Origin of the sequence: Sphingobacterium sp. Lzh-3 (genome assembly GCF_046764375.1) — a bacterium.
In the GTDB taxonomy this organism is placed as follows: Bacteria; Bacteroidota; Bacteroidia; order Sphingobacteriales; family Sphingobacteriaceae; genus Sphingobacterium.
On record NZ_CP177226.1, the window covers coordinates 508,505 to 525,492 of the forward strand.

At 40.5% G+C, this 16,988-nt stretch carries 19 protein-coding genes and 1 pseudogene; 14 read left to right on the top strand and 6 right to left on the bottom strand.

The window, feature by feature from the left end; genetic code table 11:
* Positions 1-119 precede the first annotated feature (119 nt).
* Both ACLCDV_RS01935 and ACLCDV_RS01940 read left to right on the top strand, forming a co-directional pair.
* Positions 120-383, top strand: a complete 264-nt coding sequence (locus ACLCDV_RS01935; RefSeq protein ID WP_411972808.1) for a hypothetical protein — start codon at positions 120-122, stop codon at positions 381-383.
* A 36-nt stretch (positions 384-419) separates the two neighbouring features.
* Complete coding sequence (locus ACLCDV_RS01940; protein ID WP_411972809.1) at positions 420-977, top strand: hypothetical protein; 558 nt, start codon at positions 420-422, stop codon at positions 975-977.
* A 116-nt stretch (positions 978-1,093) separates the two neighbouring features.
* On the opposite strand, the gene ACLCDV_RS01945 is transcribed toward ACLCDV_RS01940, so the two are convergent.
* The 6 genes from ACLCDV_RS01945 to ACLCDV_RS01970 form a co-directional block, all read right to left on the bottom strand.
* On the bottom strand, positions 1,094-2,491 hold the full coding sequence (locus ACLCDV_RS01945) for an MBL fold metallo-hydrolase (protein WP_411972810.1): 1,398 nt from the start codon (positions 2,489-2,491) through the stop codon (positions 1,094-1,096).
* Positions 2,492-2,502: 11 nt separating this feature from the next.
* Positions 2,503-3,318, bottom strand: a complete 816-nt coding sequence (locus ACLCDV_RS01950) for a sulfite exporter TauE/SafE family protein (RefSeq protein ID WP_075990799.1) — start codon at positions 3,316-3,318, stop codon at positions 2,503-2,505.
* Positions 3,319-3,403: 85 nt separating this feature from the next.
* The gene (locus ACLCDV_RS01955) at positions 3,404-3,817 is read right to left on the bottom strand and encodes a DUF6691 family protein (RefSeq protein WP_075990800.1); all 414 of its coding nucleotides are present in this window, start codon (positions 3,815-3,817) and stop codon (positions 3,404-3,406) included.
* Positions 3,818-4,378 carry a YeeE/YedE family protein gene (locus ACLCDV_RS01960; RefSeq protein WP_411972811.1) on the bottom strand — a complete coding sequence of 187 codons (561 nt, stop codon included), beginning with the start codon at positions 4,376-4,378 and terminating at the stop codon, positions 3,818-3,820.
* An 83-nt stretch (positions 4,379-4,461) separates the two neighbouring features.
* Positions 4,462-4,902 carry a hypothetical protein gene (locus ACLCDV_RS01965; RefSeq protein WP_317668638.1) on the bottom strand — a complete coding sequence of 147 codons (441 nt, stop codon included), beginning with the start codon at positions 4,900-4,902 and terminating at the stop codon, positions 4,462-4,464.
* Positions 4,892-6,295: a WG repeat-containing protein gene (locus ACLCDV_RS01970; RefSeq protein WP_333576905.1), complete on the bottom strand. Its 1,404-nt coding sequence runs from the start codon at positions 6,293-6,295 to the stop codon at positions 4,892-4,894. Before ACLCDV_RS01970 ends, ACLCDV_RS01965 begins: the two co-directional genes overlap by 11 nt.
* Before the next feature lie 246 nt (positions 6,296-6,541).
* On the opposite strand from ACLCDV_RS01970, the gene ACLCDV_RS01975 reads away from it, so the two are divergent.
* The 12 genes and pseudogenes from ACLCDV_RS01975 to mutY all read left to right on the top strand — a co-directional run bounded on the left by ACLCDV_RS01975 (position 6,542) and on the right by mutY (position 16,973).
* A complete protein-coding gene (locus tag ACLCDV_RS01975) occupies positions 6,542-7,222 on the top strand; it encodes a response regulator transcription factor (protein WP_317668636.1) in 681 nt (226 codons plus the stop codon).
* Entirely contained in the window at positions 7,212-8,594 is a 1,383-nt protein-coding gene (locus ACLCDV_RS01980; RefSeq protein WP_317668635.1) for a HAMP domain-containing sensor histidine kinase, read from the top strand. The genes ACLCDV_RS01975 and ACLCDV_RS01980 overlap by 11 nt, the downstream gene beginning before the upstream one ends.
* Positions 8,595-8,752: 158 nt before the next feature.
* Positions 8,753-9,943: a porin gene (locus ACLCDV_RS01985; RefSeq protein WP_411972812.1), complete on the top strand. Its 1,191-nt coding sequence runs from the start codon at positions 8,753-8,755 to the stop codon at positions 9,941-9,943.
* A gap of 37 nt (positions 9,944-9,980) precedes the next feature.
* Positions 9,981-10,283 carry an urease subunit gamma gene (ureA, locus tag ACLCDV_RS01990; protein ID WP_317668633.1) on the top strand — a complete coding sequence of 101 codons (303 nt, stop codon included), beginning with the start codon at positions 9,981-9,983 and terminating at the stop codon, positions 10,281-10,283.
* A gap of 15 nt (positions 10,284-10,298) precedes the next feature.
* Positions 10,299-10,595: pseudogene (ureB, locus tag ACLCDV_RS01995) on the top strand (urease subunit beta); the annotation flags it as partial.
* 77 nt (positions 10,596-10,672) lie between these two features.
* Positions 10,673-12,523, top strand: a complete 1,851-nt coding sequence (ureC, locus tag ACLCDV_RS02000) for an urease subunit alpha (RefSeq protein ID WP_411972813.1) — start codon at positions 10,673-10,675, stop codon at positions 12,521-12,523.
* A gap of 10 nt (positions 12,524-12,533) precedes the next feature.
* On the top strand, positions 12,534-13,046 hold the full coding sequence (locus ACLCDV_RS02005) for an urease accessory protein UreE (protein ID WP_317668631.1): 513 nt from the start codon (positions 12,534-12,536) through the stop codon (positions 13,044-13,046).
* A 66-nt stretch (positions 13,047-13,112) separates the two neighbouring features.
* The gene (locus tag ACLCDV_RS02010) at positions 13,113-13,817 is read left to right on the top strand and encodes an urease accessory protein UreF (RefSeq protein WP_411972814.1); all 705 of its coding nucleotides are present in this window, start codon (positions 13,113-13,115) and stop codon (positions 13,815-13,817) included.
* A gap of 17 nt (positions 13,818-13,834) precedes the next feature.
* Complete coding sequence (ureG, locus tag ACLCDV_RS02015) at positions 13,835-14,455, top strand: urease accessory protein UreG (RefSeq protein ID WP_317668629.1); 621 nt, start codon at positions 13,835-13,837, stop codon at positions 14,453-14,455.
* A gap of 12 nt (positions 14,456-14,467) precedes the next feature.
* Entirely contained in the window at positions 14,468-15,406 is a 939-nt protein-coding gene (locus ACLCDV_RS02020; RefSeq protein ID WP_411972815.1) for an urease accessory protein UreD, read from the top strand.
* Positions 15,399-15,881 (top strand): urease accessory protein UreE, encoded by a 483-nt coding sequence (locus ACLCDV_RS02025; protein ID WP_317668627.1) that lies wholly within the window; start codon positions 15,399-15,401, stop codon positions 15,879-15,881. The genes ACLCDV_RS02020 and ACLCDV_RS02025 overlap by 8 nt, the downstream gene beginning before the upstream one ends.
* A 42-nt stretch (positions 15,882-15,923) precedes the next feature.
* Entirely contained in the window at positions 15,924-16,973 is a 1,050-nt protein-coding gene (gene mutY, locus ACLCDV_RS02030) for an A/G-specific adenine glycosylase (RefSeq protein WP_411972816.1), read from the top strand.
* The last annotated feature ends 15 nt before the right edge of the window (positions 16,974-16,988 follow it).

Below are 16,988 nucleotides of genomic sequence, written 5' to 3' on the forward strand. Positions count from 1 at the left end.
CGAATGTAACGAAGTTAATGTCATCAAATCTTGACGAAAATTGACTGGTCTTTGCAGAATTGGCTTGGTTTTGGTTAGGGGATTTATCTGTTAAGTTAAAAATCAATTTTACTGTTTTTATGGAAAATCTATATTATAAGCCCTCGGGAAAGGCTCCTGCTTTGGCATTAATTGGCTCTCTTGTGCTAGGTACAGTGGGTGCCGTTGTCCTGGCAATTGTTTACATCGCTCTGCAGTGGTTTATTCCTATTATTTATTTTAATGTATTTATTACATTGGGATTTGGTGCTGGAATATTCTATGTTCTTAATTTTTGTTTCAAACGATGGAAATTAAGAAATAAGGGCATTGCAATATTGATTACTTTGCTGATTGCAATTTAAGGTTTTTATGCCCAGTGGGCTCTTTTTGTGTCGCTGATGTACAATGCGGAGGGGACAATGGGTGGAGATACCTGGGTAAAATCGTCTTTTAATCTGGAGGGGTTCAAAGCATTTTTCTTACACCCTTCATTTATTTGGGAAGCGATGCAGGGTTTAAATGAAGTCGGCACTTTCACCTTGAAAAAGAGTCCGGTTTCGGGCGGTATGTTGTGGGCCGTGTGGGCCATTGAAATGGGTATTATTCTGATTACCCCAATTATTATGGCATTCCGGGGTATTACTATTTACCCTTTTTCTGAAAAAGACGAAACATGGATGAATAAACGGACATTACCCGGAAGGTTAAAATTCGTGGCGGATAAAGATGCTGTAGTAAGCTCCTTGGGTAATCATGATTTTGCCTATGTGTATGACCATCTTTCGGATGAAGAAGAGCATTTCTCTTTTGCCACTGCCGAAGTATATGAATCTGAAACGGACGACCATCAGTACCTGACCATCTATAATCACCAATTTACGGAAAAGAAAGGCAAGTTGGAAGAGAAGAAGGACGAGGTTATCGAATTTCTGCGGATCAATAGAAATAGTCTATAAACGCATACTGACGAGTTGAATTGCTCTTTATTGTATGCAATGGCAGCTCAAATTCTATAGTTTGGTTCTTTAAAAAAAGATCCCAGGATAAATATTCTGGGATCTTTTTATATAGGTTACTGTACCAATGTTCCACCCTTTAATTTCCATTCATTGATGGAAGGACTATAAATTTTGACGTCCTTAATACCATTTTTTGCCAATATGGATGCCGCTATGGTTGCTCGGTCTCCGGACTGACAATGCAGGTATAGCTGTTTATTTCGGTCAATTTGGTTAAGATTGTCTGCAATTGTACCAACAAAGATATGAGTCGCATGCGGTAAATGCCCCTCTTCAAACTCACTAGAATTGCGCACATCAAGTATTTGGATATCGGATTTGCCTAATACACTATTCATCTCCTCGAAACCGATGAGTTGCTGATGTTCCAATGGAATCCCCAAATGAGGAATCGTATCAGGCGTAACATATCCAGCAACATGATCCAATCCAATGCGCATAAGCTTGCGGGCAATGTCGTCCAATTGGCTTTCCTCTACAATGAGTATAAAAGGATCCGTGTAATTAAGTATCCAGCCAGCCCAGGTATTAAACGTTTTGTTGTTCTGAATATTGATGCTATTGGGGAGATATCCTTTGGCAAACTCAAACTTATGGCGTGTATCAATGATAGTTGTTCCTTTGTGGTATAAATCCAGAAAAGTTTCGTTCGTTAACTTGTTGTACTGAGGAACTGCTGTTTGCAAAGGCCGTGCTATTTTGTTGAGTTTTTTCATCATGGCAAAATAGCGTGGCGGTTCGGGCTGTCCTGATAATAGCTCTTCCACGAAGGCTGTTTCGTTGTTTTGGTATTGAAGCGCCCAGTTTCGTATTTTTTCATAACCAACTGTTGAACTCGGAACGGCGCCTAGCGCCTTTCCACAAGCGGATCCGGCCCCATGTGCGGGCCATACTTGAATATGATCAGGTAGAGCCAAGAAATGTTGCAACGATCGGTACATTTGGTGGGCTCCAATTTCCTTGGTTCCGATCATTCCGGCTGCATTTTCTAACAGATCTGGGCGTCCGATATCTCCAACAAATACAAAATCACCTGTAAATATCATGACTGGCTCCATGGTTGCAGGCGTATCAATCAATATAAAACTGATACTCTCGGGCGTATGTCCGGGGGTATGGATAACTTGGAAAATCAGATTTCCAACTTGAAATTGATCTCCATGTTTTAATCCAATATGTGGAAATTCATATTGCCAATCTTCTCCACCTTCATCTGATAGATAAGGTTGGGCGCCTGTCAATGCGGCTAATTCTAGCGTACCTGAAAGGTAGTCGGCATGTATATGCGTTTCCGCAATATGGGTTATGGTCAGATTATTCTTTTGTGCAATCTCAAGATAGCTGTCTACATCTCTTTTAGGGTCAATGACTATAGCTACACCCTTGGCTTGACAACCAATGATATAACTCGAATGTGCTAAAGATGACTCAAAAATGTGTTGAAAAAACATAACGTGTGATTTTAATAATTTACAAATTGAATGAATTCGAAAGCAAAGATTAGGATGCCGATACTAATTAAAAAGTACCCAAAAATACCTTTCAATTTTGCCGCATCTAATTTGTCTTTCCATTTGGAACCAATTTGGAGGCCTATTAAAGTGATTAACGTAAAGGTAACCAATATAAACCAATTCATATGTTCCAGGAACTGATAATTCGCGATCAAACCGAATGAGGCGTTTAACCCGATGATAAACAACGAGGTAGCAATGGCCTGCTTAAGTGGAATTCCTAAGAGTAATACGAGGGCCGGTACTATGATAAAGCCTCCTCCTGCACCGACCAGGCCAGTCATGATACCGACGAGCAATCCGACGAGGACAACATTGAAAATCTGACCAATTCCACCTCTGAATCGATCGTGCTGAACCTGTTTACGTCTTCGTACCATTGCTGTCGCAGAAATCAGAATCACAATCGAGAAAAGGAGCATGATGATATGGTTTCTGGAGATCGCTATCTCGCCAAGGTGGAATGACTCTGGTATGGCTACAAGGAGATAACGCTTGGTCAAATAGACCGAAATTAGCGATGGAAAGAGAAAAATGGCCGTAGTTTTCAGGTCAATTTCTCTTTTTTTCAACGGAGAAATTGATCCGACCAAGGCTAATATTCCAATAGAAAACAACGAATAGTCCAATGCATATTGAGGTTCTATATGAAAAATATAAACAAATATTGGCAATGTTAGAATACTTCCGCCGCTACCCATCAAACCCATTGACAGGCCGACCAGAACAGCTAATATAAAACCAGCTATAAATATCAATTCCATTTTCTCTTTCTAAAATTTTAACTAGTGGTACAGGCCTCAGATTGCGCGTATATGAGGTAATTTGGTCTAAAGTAGTTTGTTAAAACTAGTGCGGCAACTTATTGCGCAAGACTCCATAAAGCCAAGTACCCAACAGAGCAAAAAGCAAGACGATTCCTATAGTCCAATAACCGGCACCGATTAGGGCAAACATTGGTCCCGGACAAGCGCCTGTCAATGCCCAGCCTAAGCCAAAGATTGTTCCCCCGAGTAGGTATCGTGTAATACTTTTGTCTTTATCATGGAATGCTATTTGCATCCCGTTACTATCTTTGATTTGTTTTCTCTTGATGATTTGTACGATTATAATTGCTGTGGTCAGTGCGGTACCGATAATCCCATACATATGAAAGGAACGAAATTGAAACATTTCGTAGATTCTATACCATGATGCGGCTTCTGATTTGTATAAGATGATTCCAAACAATATACCGATGAAAATAAATTTTAGTGCTTTCATTTATGCGAAAATTAGCGGGAATAAAAAATGAACCATGATGATCCCACCTAGGAAGAAACCTATAACGGCGATCAAAGAAGGAAGCTGAAAATTGCTAAGTCCAGAAATCGCATGGCCGGATGAACATCCGCCGGCATAGCGGGTTCCAAACCCAATCAATAGACCGCCAATACTTAAAAGTAGAAACTGAAACAAAGATCCGTCGAAAATGAAAATGGATTCAGGAAGGTAGCCTTGTAGATGGTCGATAATACCCAGCTCTTTTAAGTCGGCAATACTTTTGGAATTAATCTGGCTTGCAGTGCCATCGCTCAGAAAATGATGTGCAATAAAACCGCCAATAGCTGTCCCGAGTACCACCAATAAATTCCATGACTGGGTCTTCCAATCGAATCTGAAAAAAGAGGAAGTTTTTCCGGCACCCAATACAGTACACATGGTGCGCAGATTATTGGACATGCCAAAATCCTTTCCCTGTTTGAGCAGCAGGTACATGACCAGTGCAATTAAAGGTCCTGAAATATACCAGGGCCATGGTTGTTTGATGTATTCCAATAGCATAACATTGTTCTTAAGTGATGTTACAAAGGTACATACTGCCTTTGCAAAAGCCTGTAACAAATGTTACCGAAGGAAGAAAGAATTTATAAGTCGTAATATTCGATGTCAGCGTCCTTTAGGGCTTCCGTTAGCAGGGGAAGATCATCTTCCTTTTGAAATAATTTGTTGCGCCAGGTACGGAAGGCTGGCCCTTTGTTTTGGTTGATAATGATCAGGTTGCCGCCGGAACGTTTGAGATTCCTGATATGAGAAATATTATGCAAAGGGAAAACGATTGTTTTTTTAGCGTTGCTTATCTGAAGTGTATCCTCATCCAAGACCCAAGTCGATGACAAAGTCGAAGACTTTATGGCCAGATACAGTGCTAAAGGAATCATTAAAAGAGCAATAATAATCTTGAGAATTTCCTGTATGGGAACTTTAGACATTCCCATTCCGATCAAAAAGATTGAAATCAGCAAGATTAACATGTATTTTCCACGATGCAATGTCGACAAGTGGAATGTCTGTGGATTACTCTTCATAATTCTTGATAAACTTCCCTTTTGCGTCAATATAGTAAAAATTCTCTAGATCCTCCGTTACAAGCGCTAGCCCGTTTTCAAAAGCTTGGGCATTTTGTAATTTAAATGGAACAACGACTTTTCCTGTGTAATCAATGTACCCATATTTATTGTCATTAAATGCCAGTAGAAGTCTTTCACCCGCAAACGATAGAAACTCATAATCGGTTTTAAGTTGATTATGCCCCGTTTTATTAATAAGCTGGTAGGATTGGTTGACTAGAATTAACGCGAGGTTATCGCGATAATCCGAAATGGTTTCATATTTGGCAGGAAGTAAAACAGCGCCTTTTTGATCCATGATACCCGTATGTTCTCCTTCCGTAAAAAGTGCATATTCTGGGCTAGGAACTGAAATAAAGTCATATTTGGCCTGCAGCAATATTTTACCGTTTGTATCCAACAGTCCATACTTAAGATCGCTCATGTAAACCACTGGACCACCTTCGGTTTCTAAACTGAGCGATTCATATTGACAAGGAATAACTTCTTTGCCGTGTATGTCTATTAAGCCAAACATTTGTGCTGCATCATTTACGATGGCATAGTCTCCTACATAGCTATATATTGCCGTATACTTTGCTGGTGTTAATTTGTTTCCTAAACTGTCCTGTACACCAAAATATGCTGTATTGGAATCTTGATACCAAGATAGATGGTCGTTTAGCGTGGAATCTACAGCTTCCTCAATAGGTTCTCCTTCTTCATAATCCGCTGGAATTTCAAAGAGTGATTTGTCGAATGTTATTTCTTCTACCTTGGTCGCTTGAATTCCGAGCCCGGCCGATCCGATATAGAGCGCTGCCCCCGGCACTTTTTCGAGATAATCGTAAGTGCCCCAGTATAACTTTGGTAAGTTGGGTGCATACCAAACGGTAATTTCCGTTTGTGGATCTTGGCTACCTGTTAGATTGAATGTTGCTTTTTCGCAGGTAATTCCGGCAATTATTTTCTTCTGATTAGGAACTAAACTGATCTCAAAATCCCCCGAATAGGCATAATTATCGCCTTCATTTGTGCCAGTCTCAATGAGTTTGCCTGTCGCCAGTTCTGTTGCAGTATAGGTTTTATTTATTTCATCCAGCAGAAAAGAACTACCTTCGGAGATATTGCTAATCTGTATCGATTTGCCGAAAAGCAAATTTTCAATCCGCATCTGGTCTTTGCTAATAAAAGCGTGCATTAATGTCTCTTTATTTCCGGCCAATATTTTTATAAATTCGGAAGCGGCAGTATCAGTTCCGGTTTCAGGGTCAGCAAATTGGTAAAAAATCTTATACAATTTTTGTTGCGCGTCAGCTTGGTTGACAAACAGCATTAACGTTAAGGTTAAACAAAGGAAAAATTGCTTCATCGTGTGATTTTGAAATACAAAAATATTGAAATTAGACTGGTTTTTGAAATAATCTTTCGTTATTTGATGAGATTCTTTCAAAAAGAGACATTTTTGAGGGTATTTTGATTTGTTTTGATCACGAATATCAGATAATCGTCAAGAAGTGGTGAAAATAAATCTTATATAGTGTGTTTAAAGGAAAGGTGAAATATTAATTTTGTATTTTACAAACCTCGAATTTTTTACTGATTAAAAAGGATAGCTGTGGAACTGTTACTTATAGAGGATGAACCATCCGTCATATCGCTGATCGAAAGGGGCTTAAAAGATGAGGGTTATCATATAAGCATCGCAATGGATGGTTATACTGGTCTAAAAATGGCTGGACTGAATCACTATGACCTTATTTTATTGGATGTGATGTTGCCTGGAATGAATGGTCTGGATGTTTGTAAAAATATCCGAATGTCCAATAATGAGGTTCCGATTATTATCCTTACGGCATTGAATCAGACGGAGGATATTGTGGAAGCATTTGATAGGGATGCGGATGATTACCTAACCAAACCTTTTCGTTTGGAAGAACTAAAGGCGCGGATCAATCGTTATAGCCGGAAATCTAAAACTGTTACCGAGCAGAAAAATATATTGGTATTTGACGATCTTCAATTGGATAGAGACAGCAAATCCGTCCAGCGAGCCAATTCGCCTATTATTCTTACCGCAACGGAATTTCGTTTACTTGAATTTTTAATGCTCAACCGAAATAAGGTATTGAGCCGGATCGATATCTTGGAAGAAGTATGGGGTATGGATGTTGACTTAAGTACCAATGTTGTTGATGTGTATGTAAATTACTTGCGCAAAAAGATCGATAAACAATTTTCACGTAAACTTATCCATACGGTGATCGGTATGGGCTATGTCATCCGTCATGAAAATTAGGACCAAAATAGTTCTCCTATTTTCTATCATCAGCACCCTGTTGCTTGTTGTTTTTGCCATTTATGTGTCTTATTTCACGTACGACAGTCTACAGACCAAATTTTTTCATCGGCTAGAAGAGAATGCGGTGATCGTTGGCGACCACATTGTGCATCAGAAAGAGGAAAATAGAGCACTTTATATTCAGGTTAAACGTAAATACCTGAAACAATTATCTGAAGGAACAGATCACCTTATTCGGATTGCCAAAGGGAGTGATAGCGTTCAGTTCCGTCCTGAACTTCCTATGCCGAAAACATTTTATACAGAGGTGATTCGTAATGGGAAAGGCAGATATATGCATGGGAAGACGGCATTTGTAGCCGTTTTTTTTCAGGATCACCTCCATCATGAAAATCTGATTGTTGTATCGGAGGGTATAGACGACTACGGTCATGATGAACAGCGTCAGTTGGATCGTACGCTTATCACAGGAGGCATTTTGGCAATTTTTCTGATTGTCCTGATGTCTTTTTACTTTGCAGATCGATTATTGAAACCGATTAAGGATATCAATAATGATTTGGATAAAGTTGATATCGCACATTTAGACCATCGCCTTTTTAGTAAATTTAGCAATAGCAAAGATGAATTGGGTGTCTTGATTGCGAACTTAAATTCAATGCTTAGCCGATTGGATATTTCGGTTCAGTCTCAACAAAGCTTTATTGGAAATGCTTCCCACTCCCTGAAAACTCCGCTTACGATTATTGGTGGGGAAGCCGAATTGGCACAACAGCTCTTGTCAAAAGAACATGAAGCCTATTATTCCCTGGAGATCATCGCGAAATATGCGGATAAGATGGAGTTGATCATCAATAATCTGCTACAGCTTTCCCGTATGGGTTTTAAGGGCGAGGTGGATAATAAGGAAATTATTCGAATTGACGAGTTGCTCTATGAAATTTATAACGCTGAAAAGAATATCCATAAAGAACTGAAGCTTTCTTTTGATCTAACGGAGATTCCCGAGGACAGCGATGAACTCACTGTTTCTGCCAATCCTGATCTGTTTTTTATTGCCTTTAGCAATATTATTTCCAATGCATTTAAATATGGCCGGGGGCAACAGGTTGGTGTCGCAATTAGCAGCGATAGCAAAAATATTACGATTAAAGTATTTGATCAGGGTATAGGCATACCCAAAAAAGACCAACCACATATTTTTACCTCCTTTTACCGGGCATCCAATGTCGGTGATATCTATGGAAACGGCTTGGGGCTTGTTTTGGCCAAGAATATCTTTGACCTGCATGGCGCTGAGTTAGTGCTCAGCTCTACCGAAGGTCAGGGTACTCTGGTTGTTGTGACCATCCCAAAAACTCCTTTCTAATTTCATTTTAATCTCATCCTTATTCCATTTTTAGGTGGCTGTGATATACTTGTACCAGAGATCGGTATATCTCAGGAATCTTTCTTGATTTTTCGCAACGAATGATGTTTTGAAAATCTTGGGATTGCTTCCATACCATATAGGAATAAAACATAAGGATGAAAAAAACACTTTCACTTTTTACAACACTGGGGATTAGTATAGCATCATTGCATGCGCAGGAGCAGATCCAAACGGACTCTGTTCAGGCGCAAAGAAGCAGCTTGTTACTGAAAGAACCCGCGCGAGCAAAATCATTTCAATTGGATGTCCTGTTAAGAGCAGGTCTGCAAACGGACAATGGGGAGGGGGAGTCTCAAGCAAAAGCAAACCTTGATGACGCCCGTATTTTGATGAGCGGGGAATACAATGATAGGCTGTCGTATAAAGTGCGTTTTCGTTTGAATAGGTCATTTGCTCCAACGAGTCAGGATAATGGCTCGCGTGCATTGGACATGGCATTGATCAAGTACAAGTTTGGCAAGGATCTCAAATGGTCCGTTACGGCCGGTAAGCAAAGTGCGATGGTCGGGAGTTATGAATTTGAAAATAACCCAATTTACGAATATAAGTTCACAGACTATGTCGACCGTATACTGAATCTCTTTGTTGTCGGTGGAATGTTATCTTATGAAGTCAACCCGAATCATTCGTTACATGCCCAAGTTTACAACACGACCAATGATAGTTTTATGGATCTTCATACAAAAAATGGTTTTGCTGTTGGTGATCTGGAACGATCAGCTGTGCCCATGGGAGGTTATTTCACTTGGGTCGGAGCATTTATGGAAAAAAGAATCAATACCAAGTGGTCCTACAATGTCTCACAGTTTGCTAAGGGGCATACCAATCATGCTGTTTCGTTAGCGAACAAATTCAAAACGGCCAAACAGATGCTGTACCTGGATTTGCAATATTCTTATTTCGCAGTTGATCATGCGCTGATTGCATCTTCTGCTATCAACGAATTTTATGGTAGAACCGGTGAGAACCGGGTGTTGGCAAAAGACGTTAACTATAGTTCTGCCATACTGCGTTATGATCAATTTTTGAGTAAAAAGTGGGAAATAGCCTTAAAAGGTGGGTACGAGATTGCTGGATCGCGCGATGACGATCAGTTGGGTAAGAGTTTTCGTCAAAACTGGACGTACTTTGCGACTTTGCAACATAAGCCATTCCATAATCAGGATCTTCGGTTCTATTTGGGGTATGTTGGCAATACGGTCAATTATAAGAGCTATATGGATATGGCCAAGAGTCAATACAACCGTCTTGCTTTCGGAGCATATTTTACCATTCCAGTCTTATAATAAATTCCTTTAACAAAATAATACATACTTATTTTTTATGCGTTTAACACCGAGAGAAACAGAAAAGCTGATGCTGCATTTGGCCGGCGAATTGGCTGCCAAGCGATTGAAACGTGGGGTAAAGTTGAATTACCCGGAGTGCATCGCTTACATCAGTGCCCAGATTATGGAGGAAGCCCGGGACGGGAGATCCGTAGCTGATTTAATGTCCTATGGTACGACCTTATTGAAAAGAAGCCAGGTCATGGAAGGGGTTCCCGAAATGATCCATGATGTTCAAATCGAAGTTACCTTTCCAGATGGTACCAAATTGGTGACTGTCCATGATCCTATTCGTTAATAAATCTTAGAAGACATGATTCCAGGAGAATACATTTTAAAAAAAGAGGAAATCAAAGCTAATGTTGGGCACAGAACCACAAGCATTGTTGTGAAAAATGAAGGTGATCGACCGATTCAGGTAGGTTCACACTATCATTTCTTTGAAGCGAACAAGTTGCTTTCCTTCGACAGGGAGAAAGCGTTTGGGATGCGCTTGAATATTCCAGCCAGCACCGCTGTTCGTTTTGAACCAGGCGAGCAAAAATCAGTTGTTCTGGTTGAATTTGGCGGAAGTAAGGAAATCCACGGTTTTAATGGATTGACAAATGGGAAGTATACAGATCAATCGGTGAAGACCAAAGCCATTGATAAAATGAAAAAATTGAAATTCAGACAATCTAAATAAATATGGGAGGATGGAATAGACGCGAATGGATTAAAGTTGTAGGGCTCACTACTTTGGGTACTACGGTTGGTCTACATGCGCTTGGTTTAGATAAACTAGGTTTAGATAAATCTTCAGTGAAATATATTGATGGAGAACTTTATATTCCCCGAGAAAAATATGCGGCTCTTTTTGGTCCCACTACAGGCGATAAAGTGCGTTTGGCCGATACGGAACTGTTTATCGAGATTGAGAAAGATTTCAATGTTTACGGTGAGGAGAATAAATTTGGCGGTGGGAAAACTATCCGCGATGGTATGGGCCAGTCTGCCCGTGCACTGCGCGATGAAGATGTGTTGGACTTCTGTATTACCAACGTCATTATCATTGACCACTGGGGTATTGTAAAAGGCGATATTGGTATTAAGGACGGTAAAATTGTCGGTATTGGTAAAGCTGGAAACCCAGATGTGCAGGATGGAGTAACCCAAGGTATGGTGATTGGTGCTTCTACAGAGGTGCACGGTGGTGCAGGCTATATCCTGACGGCAGGAGGTATTGATACGCACATTCACTTTATCTCGCCGCAACAGATTGAAACAGCGCTATATTCTGGTGTAACTACTTTTATTGGTGGCGGTGCGGGACCAGCAGATGGAACACTGGCAACGACAGTGACCTCAGGAAAGTGGTATATCGAGCGTATGTTTGAAGCTTTTGAAAATCTTCCGATCAATGTTGGTTTTTTTGGAAAAGGCAACGTTTCCACCACAAAACCAATCGAAGAGCAGATTGAAGCGGGTGCATTGGGCGTGAAAATCCATGAGGATTGGGGGGCAACTCCTGCTACTATTGATGCGGCATTGAAAGTTGCTGATAAATACGATGTACAGGTTGCTATTCATACAGATACACTTAACGAAGCTGGTTTCCTTGAAGATACAGTTGCAGCAATTGATGGTCGTGTCATCCATACCTTTCACACGGAAGGTGCAGGTGGTGGGCATGCGCCGGATATTATAAAGATTGCGATGTACCCTAATATCCTCCCTGCATCTACCAACCCAACAAAACCTTTTACGGTAAATACTGCTGAAGAACACTTAGACATGTTGATGGTCTGCCATCACTTGGATAAAAATGTAAAAGAAGACGTGGCATTTGCTGATTCACGTATCCGTCCACAGACAATCGCTGCCGAAGATATTTTACAGGATATGGGCGTATTCTCCATTATGAGTTCCGATAGCCAAGCAATGGGACGTGTGGGTGAGGTTATCTCCCGTACATTCCAAACGGCTCATAAGATGAAGATTCAACGCGGGCCCTTAACCGAGGATCAGGGAAAAGGAAATGACAACTTTCGTGTTAAACGCTATGTGTCCAAATTTACGATCAATCCAGCCAAAGCACATGGTATCGATCAGTATATCGGATCAATTGAGAAAGGGAAATATGCCGATCTGATTCTGTGGAAACCCGAACTATTTGGTGTTAAACCCGAACTTGTAATCAAAGGCGGGATGATCCTGGGAGCGAAAATGGGCGATGCCAATGCGTCTATTCCTACACCGCAACCAATTATCTATAGGCCGATGTTTGGAAATTATGGCAAAGCAGTATCAAAATTGTGCTTTAATTTCGTTTCTAAAGTGTCTTTAGAAAACGGAAATATTCAAAAATTGAACTTATCGCGTAAGTGCCTGCCGGTAGAAGGGTGCCGTACCGTGATGAAGAAAGATATGGTACACAATCATGCTACACCAAATATCGTAGTGAATCCAGAGACCTATGAGGTTACAGTAGATGGTGTATTGGCGACCTGTGAGCCGTTGAAAGAACTTCCAATGGCACAACGTTACTTTTTGTTCTAATTAGGTAGTTATGTTGTTAGCAAGAGACATTAAGGGAAATATTTGGGCCGATGGTACGGACAAAGAAGCTGTAGTACTTGACTTTTTGGAGCTCGAATGGTTTGATACCGAAAAACGTGTGATACGCGGCTTTACAGTCCAAGGTCGAGAAATTGGATTTAAAAATTTAAGGAAAGAGTCTTTGTTTGATGGAGATATTTTGTTCGAAACAGAGGCTGTGCGTATTGTTGTCCGAATATTACCCTGTCCTTGCCTTGTTGTGCGTCCGAAAAATAGACTGGATATGGCACGCATATGCCTGGAGATTGGTAATAAGCATATTCCAGTGTTTATTAATCCAGCAAATGAAATTATTGCTGCTTATGAAAACCCGCTATGGGAAACATTGGAGCGTGCGGGATTCAGGCCTACTAAAGAGTCGCGGGTTATCGAACGTACACATACCTTACGGATTCATCAGTATGCGGTGGTCCAAAATAAAATTGCATTGGCAGGGGTTCTAAGGAAAACAGCATCGCAGTAGACGGATTGGGCTTACGGGTTTATAAAATATATGTGATGGATGCCTGCATACCCTAAGAAAAACTAAATGAATAATAATTTGCTTATGAATCCATTGTTGACATTGATGCAGATCAATGACTCTGTATTCCCAATTGGAGGGTTTACACATTCCTATGGACTGGAAACTTATATCAATAAGGAGATTGTACATGATTCCAAGACTGCAAAGGAATATGCGCAAACGCTATTGGAGCATAGTTTCTATTACAACGATGCTGCTTTTTTTCATAAGGCTTGGCAACTTTGTGAATCGAGAGCGACAAAGAAGAAAATCGCTGAATTGGACGCTTTGATTTCAGCATTTAAGGCTCCTTATGAGATTCGGGATGCGAGTAAAAAATTGGGAATACGTTTCCTGAAATTGACGGAAAAGCTAAAGCCCGTCAAACGTTGTTCGGCATATCTGAAAGCGATTAATGCGCAGGAGCTTCATGGCCACTATGCGATGGCATTTGCCATGTTTGCCCATGCACAGGGAATTAGCTACACAGACGCTTTGAGTGCCTTTTATTACAATTCATTGAATGGGATTATGACAAACTGTGCAAAATTGGTCCCTATTAGCCAGATGGATGCGCAGCAGATCCTGTTTAAGCTGCAAACCTTAATTAATAAATTGGTGGCACTGCAGCCAGCGTTAGATGATGATCTGATTGGAAACTGTTGTATTGCCCAAGATATTCGGTGCATGCAGCATGAGAAATTATATACACGAATTTACATTTCGTAAAAAGGAGGAAAAAATAGATGTCAAAAAGAAATTATGTGAAAATTGGTGTTGCGGGTCCGGTGGGATCTGGTAAGACAGCACTTATTGAGCGTCTGACACGTTCAATGTCTGCAGATTATAGTATATGTGTAGTCACAAACGATATTTATACACGTGAGGATGCGATGTATCTGCAACAGAATTCGGCATTACCAGCTGAACGGATTATAGGTGTTGAAACTGGAGGTTGCCCACATACCGCTATTCGTGAAGATGCGTCGATGAATATTGAAGCTGTGGAAGAATTGGCCAATCGTTTTGAAGACGTTGAACTGATTTTTGTTGAGAGTGGTGGGGACAATCTGACGGCAACTTTCAGTCCAGATTTGGCTGATTTGACCATCTTTGTACTCGATGTTGCCGAAGGGGAGAAAATGCCTCGAAAAGGTGGTCCGGGTATTACGCGTTCCGATTTACTGTTAATCAATAAGATTGACCTTGCGCCGTATGTACATGCCGACCTGGAAGTCATGCGTCAGGACACCATTCGTATGCGTGGAGAACGGCCATTTATTTTTACTAATTTAATGTCTTTGGAGGGTCTGGAAGACGTAAAGGCGTGGATCAAAAAGTATGCTTTGTTGGAACCTGTTGGTTAAAATTTATCGTATATGGATAGTAAAATCGTATTAAACGTAGCCAAAGAAGAGGGTAGAAGCAGGTTGAAGGAAAGTTATCACAACGCACCGTATAAACTGACCCATTATGGTGCGGCAGGGCTAACGGATCATCTCGAGATGATTATTATGAGTGCGTCGCCGGGTATCATGGATTCCGATTACCTACATATTGATGTGCATGTAAAAGAAGACGCACAACTGAAACTTTTTACGCAGTCTTTCAATAAGCTGCACCCCATGAAAACTGGTGCTAAACAACATACTGATGTGCGTGTGGGGCTAGGAGGGATCATTCATTATATTCCACATCCTGTTACACCGTTTAAGGATTCTATTTTCAAAGCAACGAACCACATTCATTTAGCTGAAGATGCGGTTTTAATATGGGGCGATATCATCAGTGCAGGAAGGATCCACATGAAAGAAGCTTTTGAATTTGATAGGTTACATACACAGACAAAGATTTTTAGGGACGGTAAGCTGTCCTTTATTGACAATCAACTGATGACCCCCAAAAACCAGCCTATTCAGAAAATGCTGTTTTTTGAAGGTTATACCCATCAGGCGACTTTCTTATTCTCTTCTCTATTTGCGAAGGAACTCAAACAGGAGCTCGATGAAATCTTGACCGTTGAATACAGCGATATTTCTTATGGTTTCACTCAAGCATCAACGGATGTCGTTGTTTTGCGGGCACTGGGAACAGATGGAGAACTGCTGTATGACTTTTTACACATGTTGGGGCAATTGTGCTGGGATTTTACCCTGCACAAGCTTTCAGAAGGAAAAGATGATGCACGAGCGGGGCAAATAGTGTCGGTAGAGAAGAACCAAGAAGAAGCTACGGCTGTTACAGATAAAATAACTAGTCGTAAAAGGAGAAGAAAAATGGCTAGAGTCAAGGAAGAGGAGGAGTTGAACTATGCTTAGAAGAGATTCTTCCAGTGAAATATGGATTGATTTTATACCAAGCTTCGACAATGTTAAGTTGGGACGCGATTCGGATATTCTGGATCTCTCCTATTATGAGGTGAATAAGCGTGTTATTCAGCGAAAAACAAGAAAGGGTAATACTGTGCGAATCCAGCGTGATGATAGTACAGCATTGCATTCAGGTCAATGTATTTATCATGAGGGGGATTTATTTATACAGGTGAATATTTTACCTTGCCTGTGTGTGCTGTTGGATAGTCAGAGTCTGTCGGTAGTGGGAGAGTTCTGTTTTGATGTCGGAAATCGGCATTTACCTGTTTACCTGAAAGCGGATGGGCGACTTGCTGTTTCTTATGATGGACGACTTTATCAGGCATTAAAAGAAAAATACAATGGCTCGATCGCGTTAGAGAATACCGTTTTGGAACCGGATGAGCAGATTACATCTATTCTTCGTCCCATCCTAGGATGACGCGATGCTCGGAATAGGGAAAAATTATGCATTTTTGTTGCTATGATATTTGGTGAGGAACTGCAGGCATGGTATCAACTACATAAGCGAGATTTACCATGGAGAGAAACAAAAGATGCGTATAAAATATGGCTTTCGGAGATTATATTACAACAGACACGTGTAGAGCAGGGTTTGCCATACTACTTGCGTTTTGTCGAACGATTTAATACCGTTGTAGACTTTGCGAATGCCGATGAAGATGATATTCTTCACCTCTGGCAGGGGTTGGGGTATTATTCGAGGGGTAGGAATATGCATAAAGCCGCTCGAATTGTCCGAGATCAATATAATGGTGTTTTTCCTGTAGATTATAAGACTTTATTAAGTCTTCCAGGAATAGGGGAATATACGGCAGCAGCGATATCTTCTTTCGCTAATAATGAAGCTCAGGCTGTTTTGGACGGCAATGTTTTTCGGGTGCTCGCGCGATATTATGGGATAGAAACTCCGATAAATTCTACTGAAGGAAAGAAGATTTTTACGGCTGTGGCCAAAGAAAATTTAGATCAGAATCACCCAGCCCTTTACAATCAGGCTATCATGGATTTTGGAGCAATCCATTGCAAGCCGAAGCAACCTTTGTGCGAGCAATGTATGTTCCGACTTTCTTGTTATGCCTTAACACGGAATGAGGTGGATCAATTGCCTGTCAAGCTTAAAGGAAAGGCAAGCAAAGATAGATATTTCAATTATTTTATTCTGCGCGATAACGATAAGATTCTTATGTCTAAGCGAGGTGAGGGCGATGTTTGGCAAAATTTATACGAATTTCCACTGTTGGAGTCGAATCATACGATGGATATTCCAGAAATTCTTGATGATGATTGGTTTGTGTCATACTTTGGGCATGGTACTCATCTGAATATCTTGCAGAAGCAGACAAAACATATTTTAAGCCATCAGAATATCTATGCCACATTCTTTGAAGTGCGGTTAAAAGGCGATTTAATTCAAAAAAAATCCAATTGGGATTATGTAATTCTAAAAGATTTGGATAAATTAGCTAAACACAAGTTGATCTTTACTTTTTTGGAAAGGTCAAATTTTTAACCATTTATGCTTTTA

Coding starts and splice junctions, on each gene's coding strand:
- ACLCDV_RS01935 (WP_411972808.1), top strand. CDS start 120: ATGGAAAATCTATATTATAAGCCCTCGGGAAAGGCTCCTGCTTTGGCA.
- ACLCDV_RS01940 (WP_411972809.1), top strand. CDS start 420: ATGTACAATGCGGAGGGGACAATGGGTGGAGATACCTGGGTAAAATCG.
- ACLCDV_RS01945 (WP_411972810.1), bottom strand. CDS start 2,491: ATGTTTTTTCAACACATTTTTGAGTCATCTTTAGCACATTCGAGTTAT.
- ACLCDV_RS01950 (WP_075990799.1), bottom strand. CDS start 3,318: ATGGAATTGATATTTATAGCTGGTTTTATATTAGCTGTTCTGGTCGGC.
- ACLCDV_RS01955 (WP_075990800.1), bottom strand. CDS start 3,817: ATGAAAGCACTAAAATTTATTTTCATCGGTATATTGTTTGGAATCATC.
- ACLCDV_RS01960 (WP_411972811.1), bottom strand. CDS start 4,378: ATGCTATTGGAATACATCAAACAACCATGGCCCTGGTATATTTCAGGA.
- ACLCDV_RS01965 (WP_317668638.1), bottom strand. CDS start 4,902: ATGAAGAGTAATCCACAGACATTCCACTTGTCGACATTGCATCGTGGA.
- ACLCDV_RS01970 (WP_333576905.1), bottom strand. CDS start 6,295: ATGAAGCAATTTTTCCTTTGTTTAACCTTAACGTTAATGCTGTTTGTC.
- ACLCDV_RS01980 (WP_317668635.1), top strand. CDS start 7,212: ATGAAAATTAGGACCAAAATAGTTCTCCTATTTTCTATCATCAGCACC.
- ACLCDV_RS01985 (WP_411972812.1), top strand. CDS start 8,753: ATGAAAAAAACACTTTCACTTTTTACAACACTGGGGATTAGTATAGCA.
- ureA (WP_317668633.1), top strand. CDS start 9,981: ATGCGTTTAACACCGAGAGAAACAGAAAAGCTGATGCTGCATTTGGCC.
- ureC (WP_411972813.1), top strand. CDS start 10,673: ATGGGAGGATGGAATAGACGCGAATGGATTAAAGTTGTAGGGCTCACT.
- ACLCDV_RS02005 (WP_317668631.1), top strand. CDS start 12,534: ATGTTGTTAGCAAGAGACATTAAGGGAAATATTTGGGCCGATGGTACG.
- ACLCDV_RS02010 (WP_411972814.1), top strand. CDS start 13,113: ATGAATAATAATTTGCTTATGAATCCATTGTTGACATTGATGCAGATC.
- ureG (WP_317668629.1), top strand. CDS start 13,835: ATGTCAAAAAGAAATTATGTGAAAATTGGTGTTGCGGGTCCGGTGGGA.
- ACLCDV_RS02020 (WP_411972815.1), top strand. CDS start 14,468: ATGGATAGTAAAATCGTATTAAACGTAGCCAAAGAAGAGGGTAGAAGC.
- ACLCDV_RS02025 (WP_317668627.1), top strand. CDS start 15,399: ATGCTTAGAAGAGATTCTTCCAGTGAAATATGGATTGATTTTATACCA.
- mutY (WP_411972816.1), top strand. CDS start 15,924: ATGATATTTGGTGAGGAACTGCAGGCATGGTATCAACTACATAAGCGA.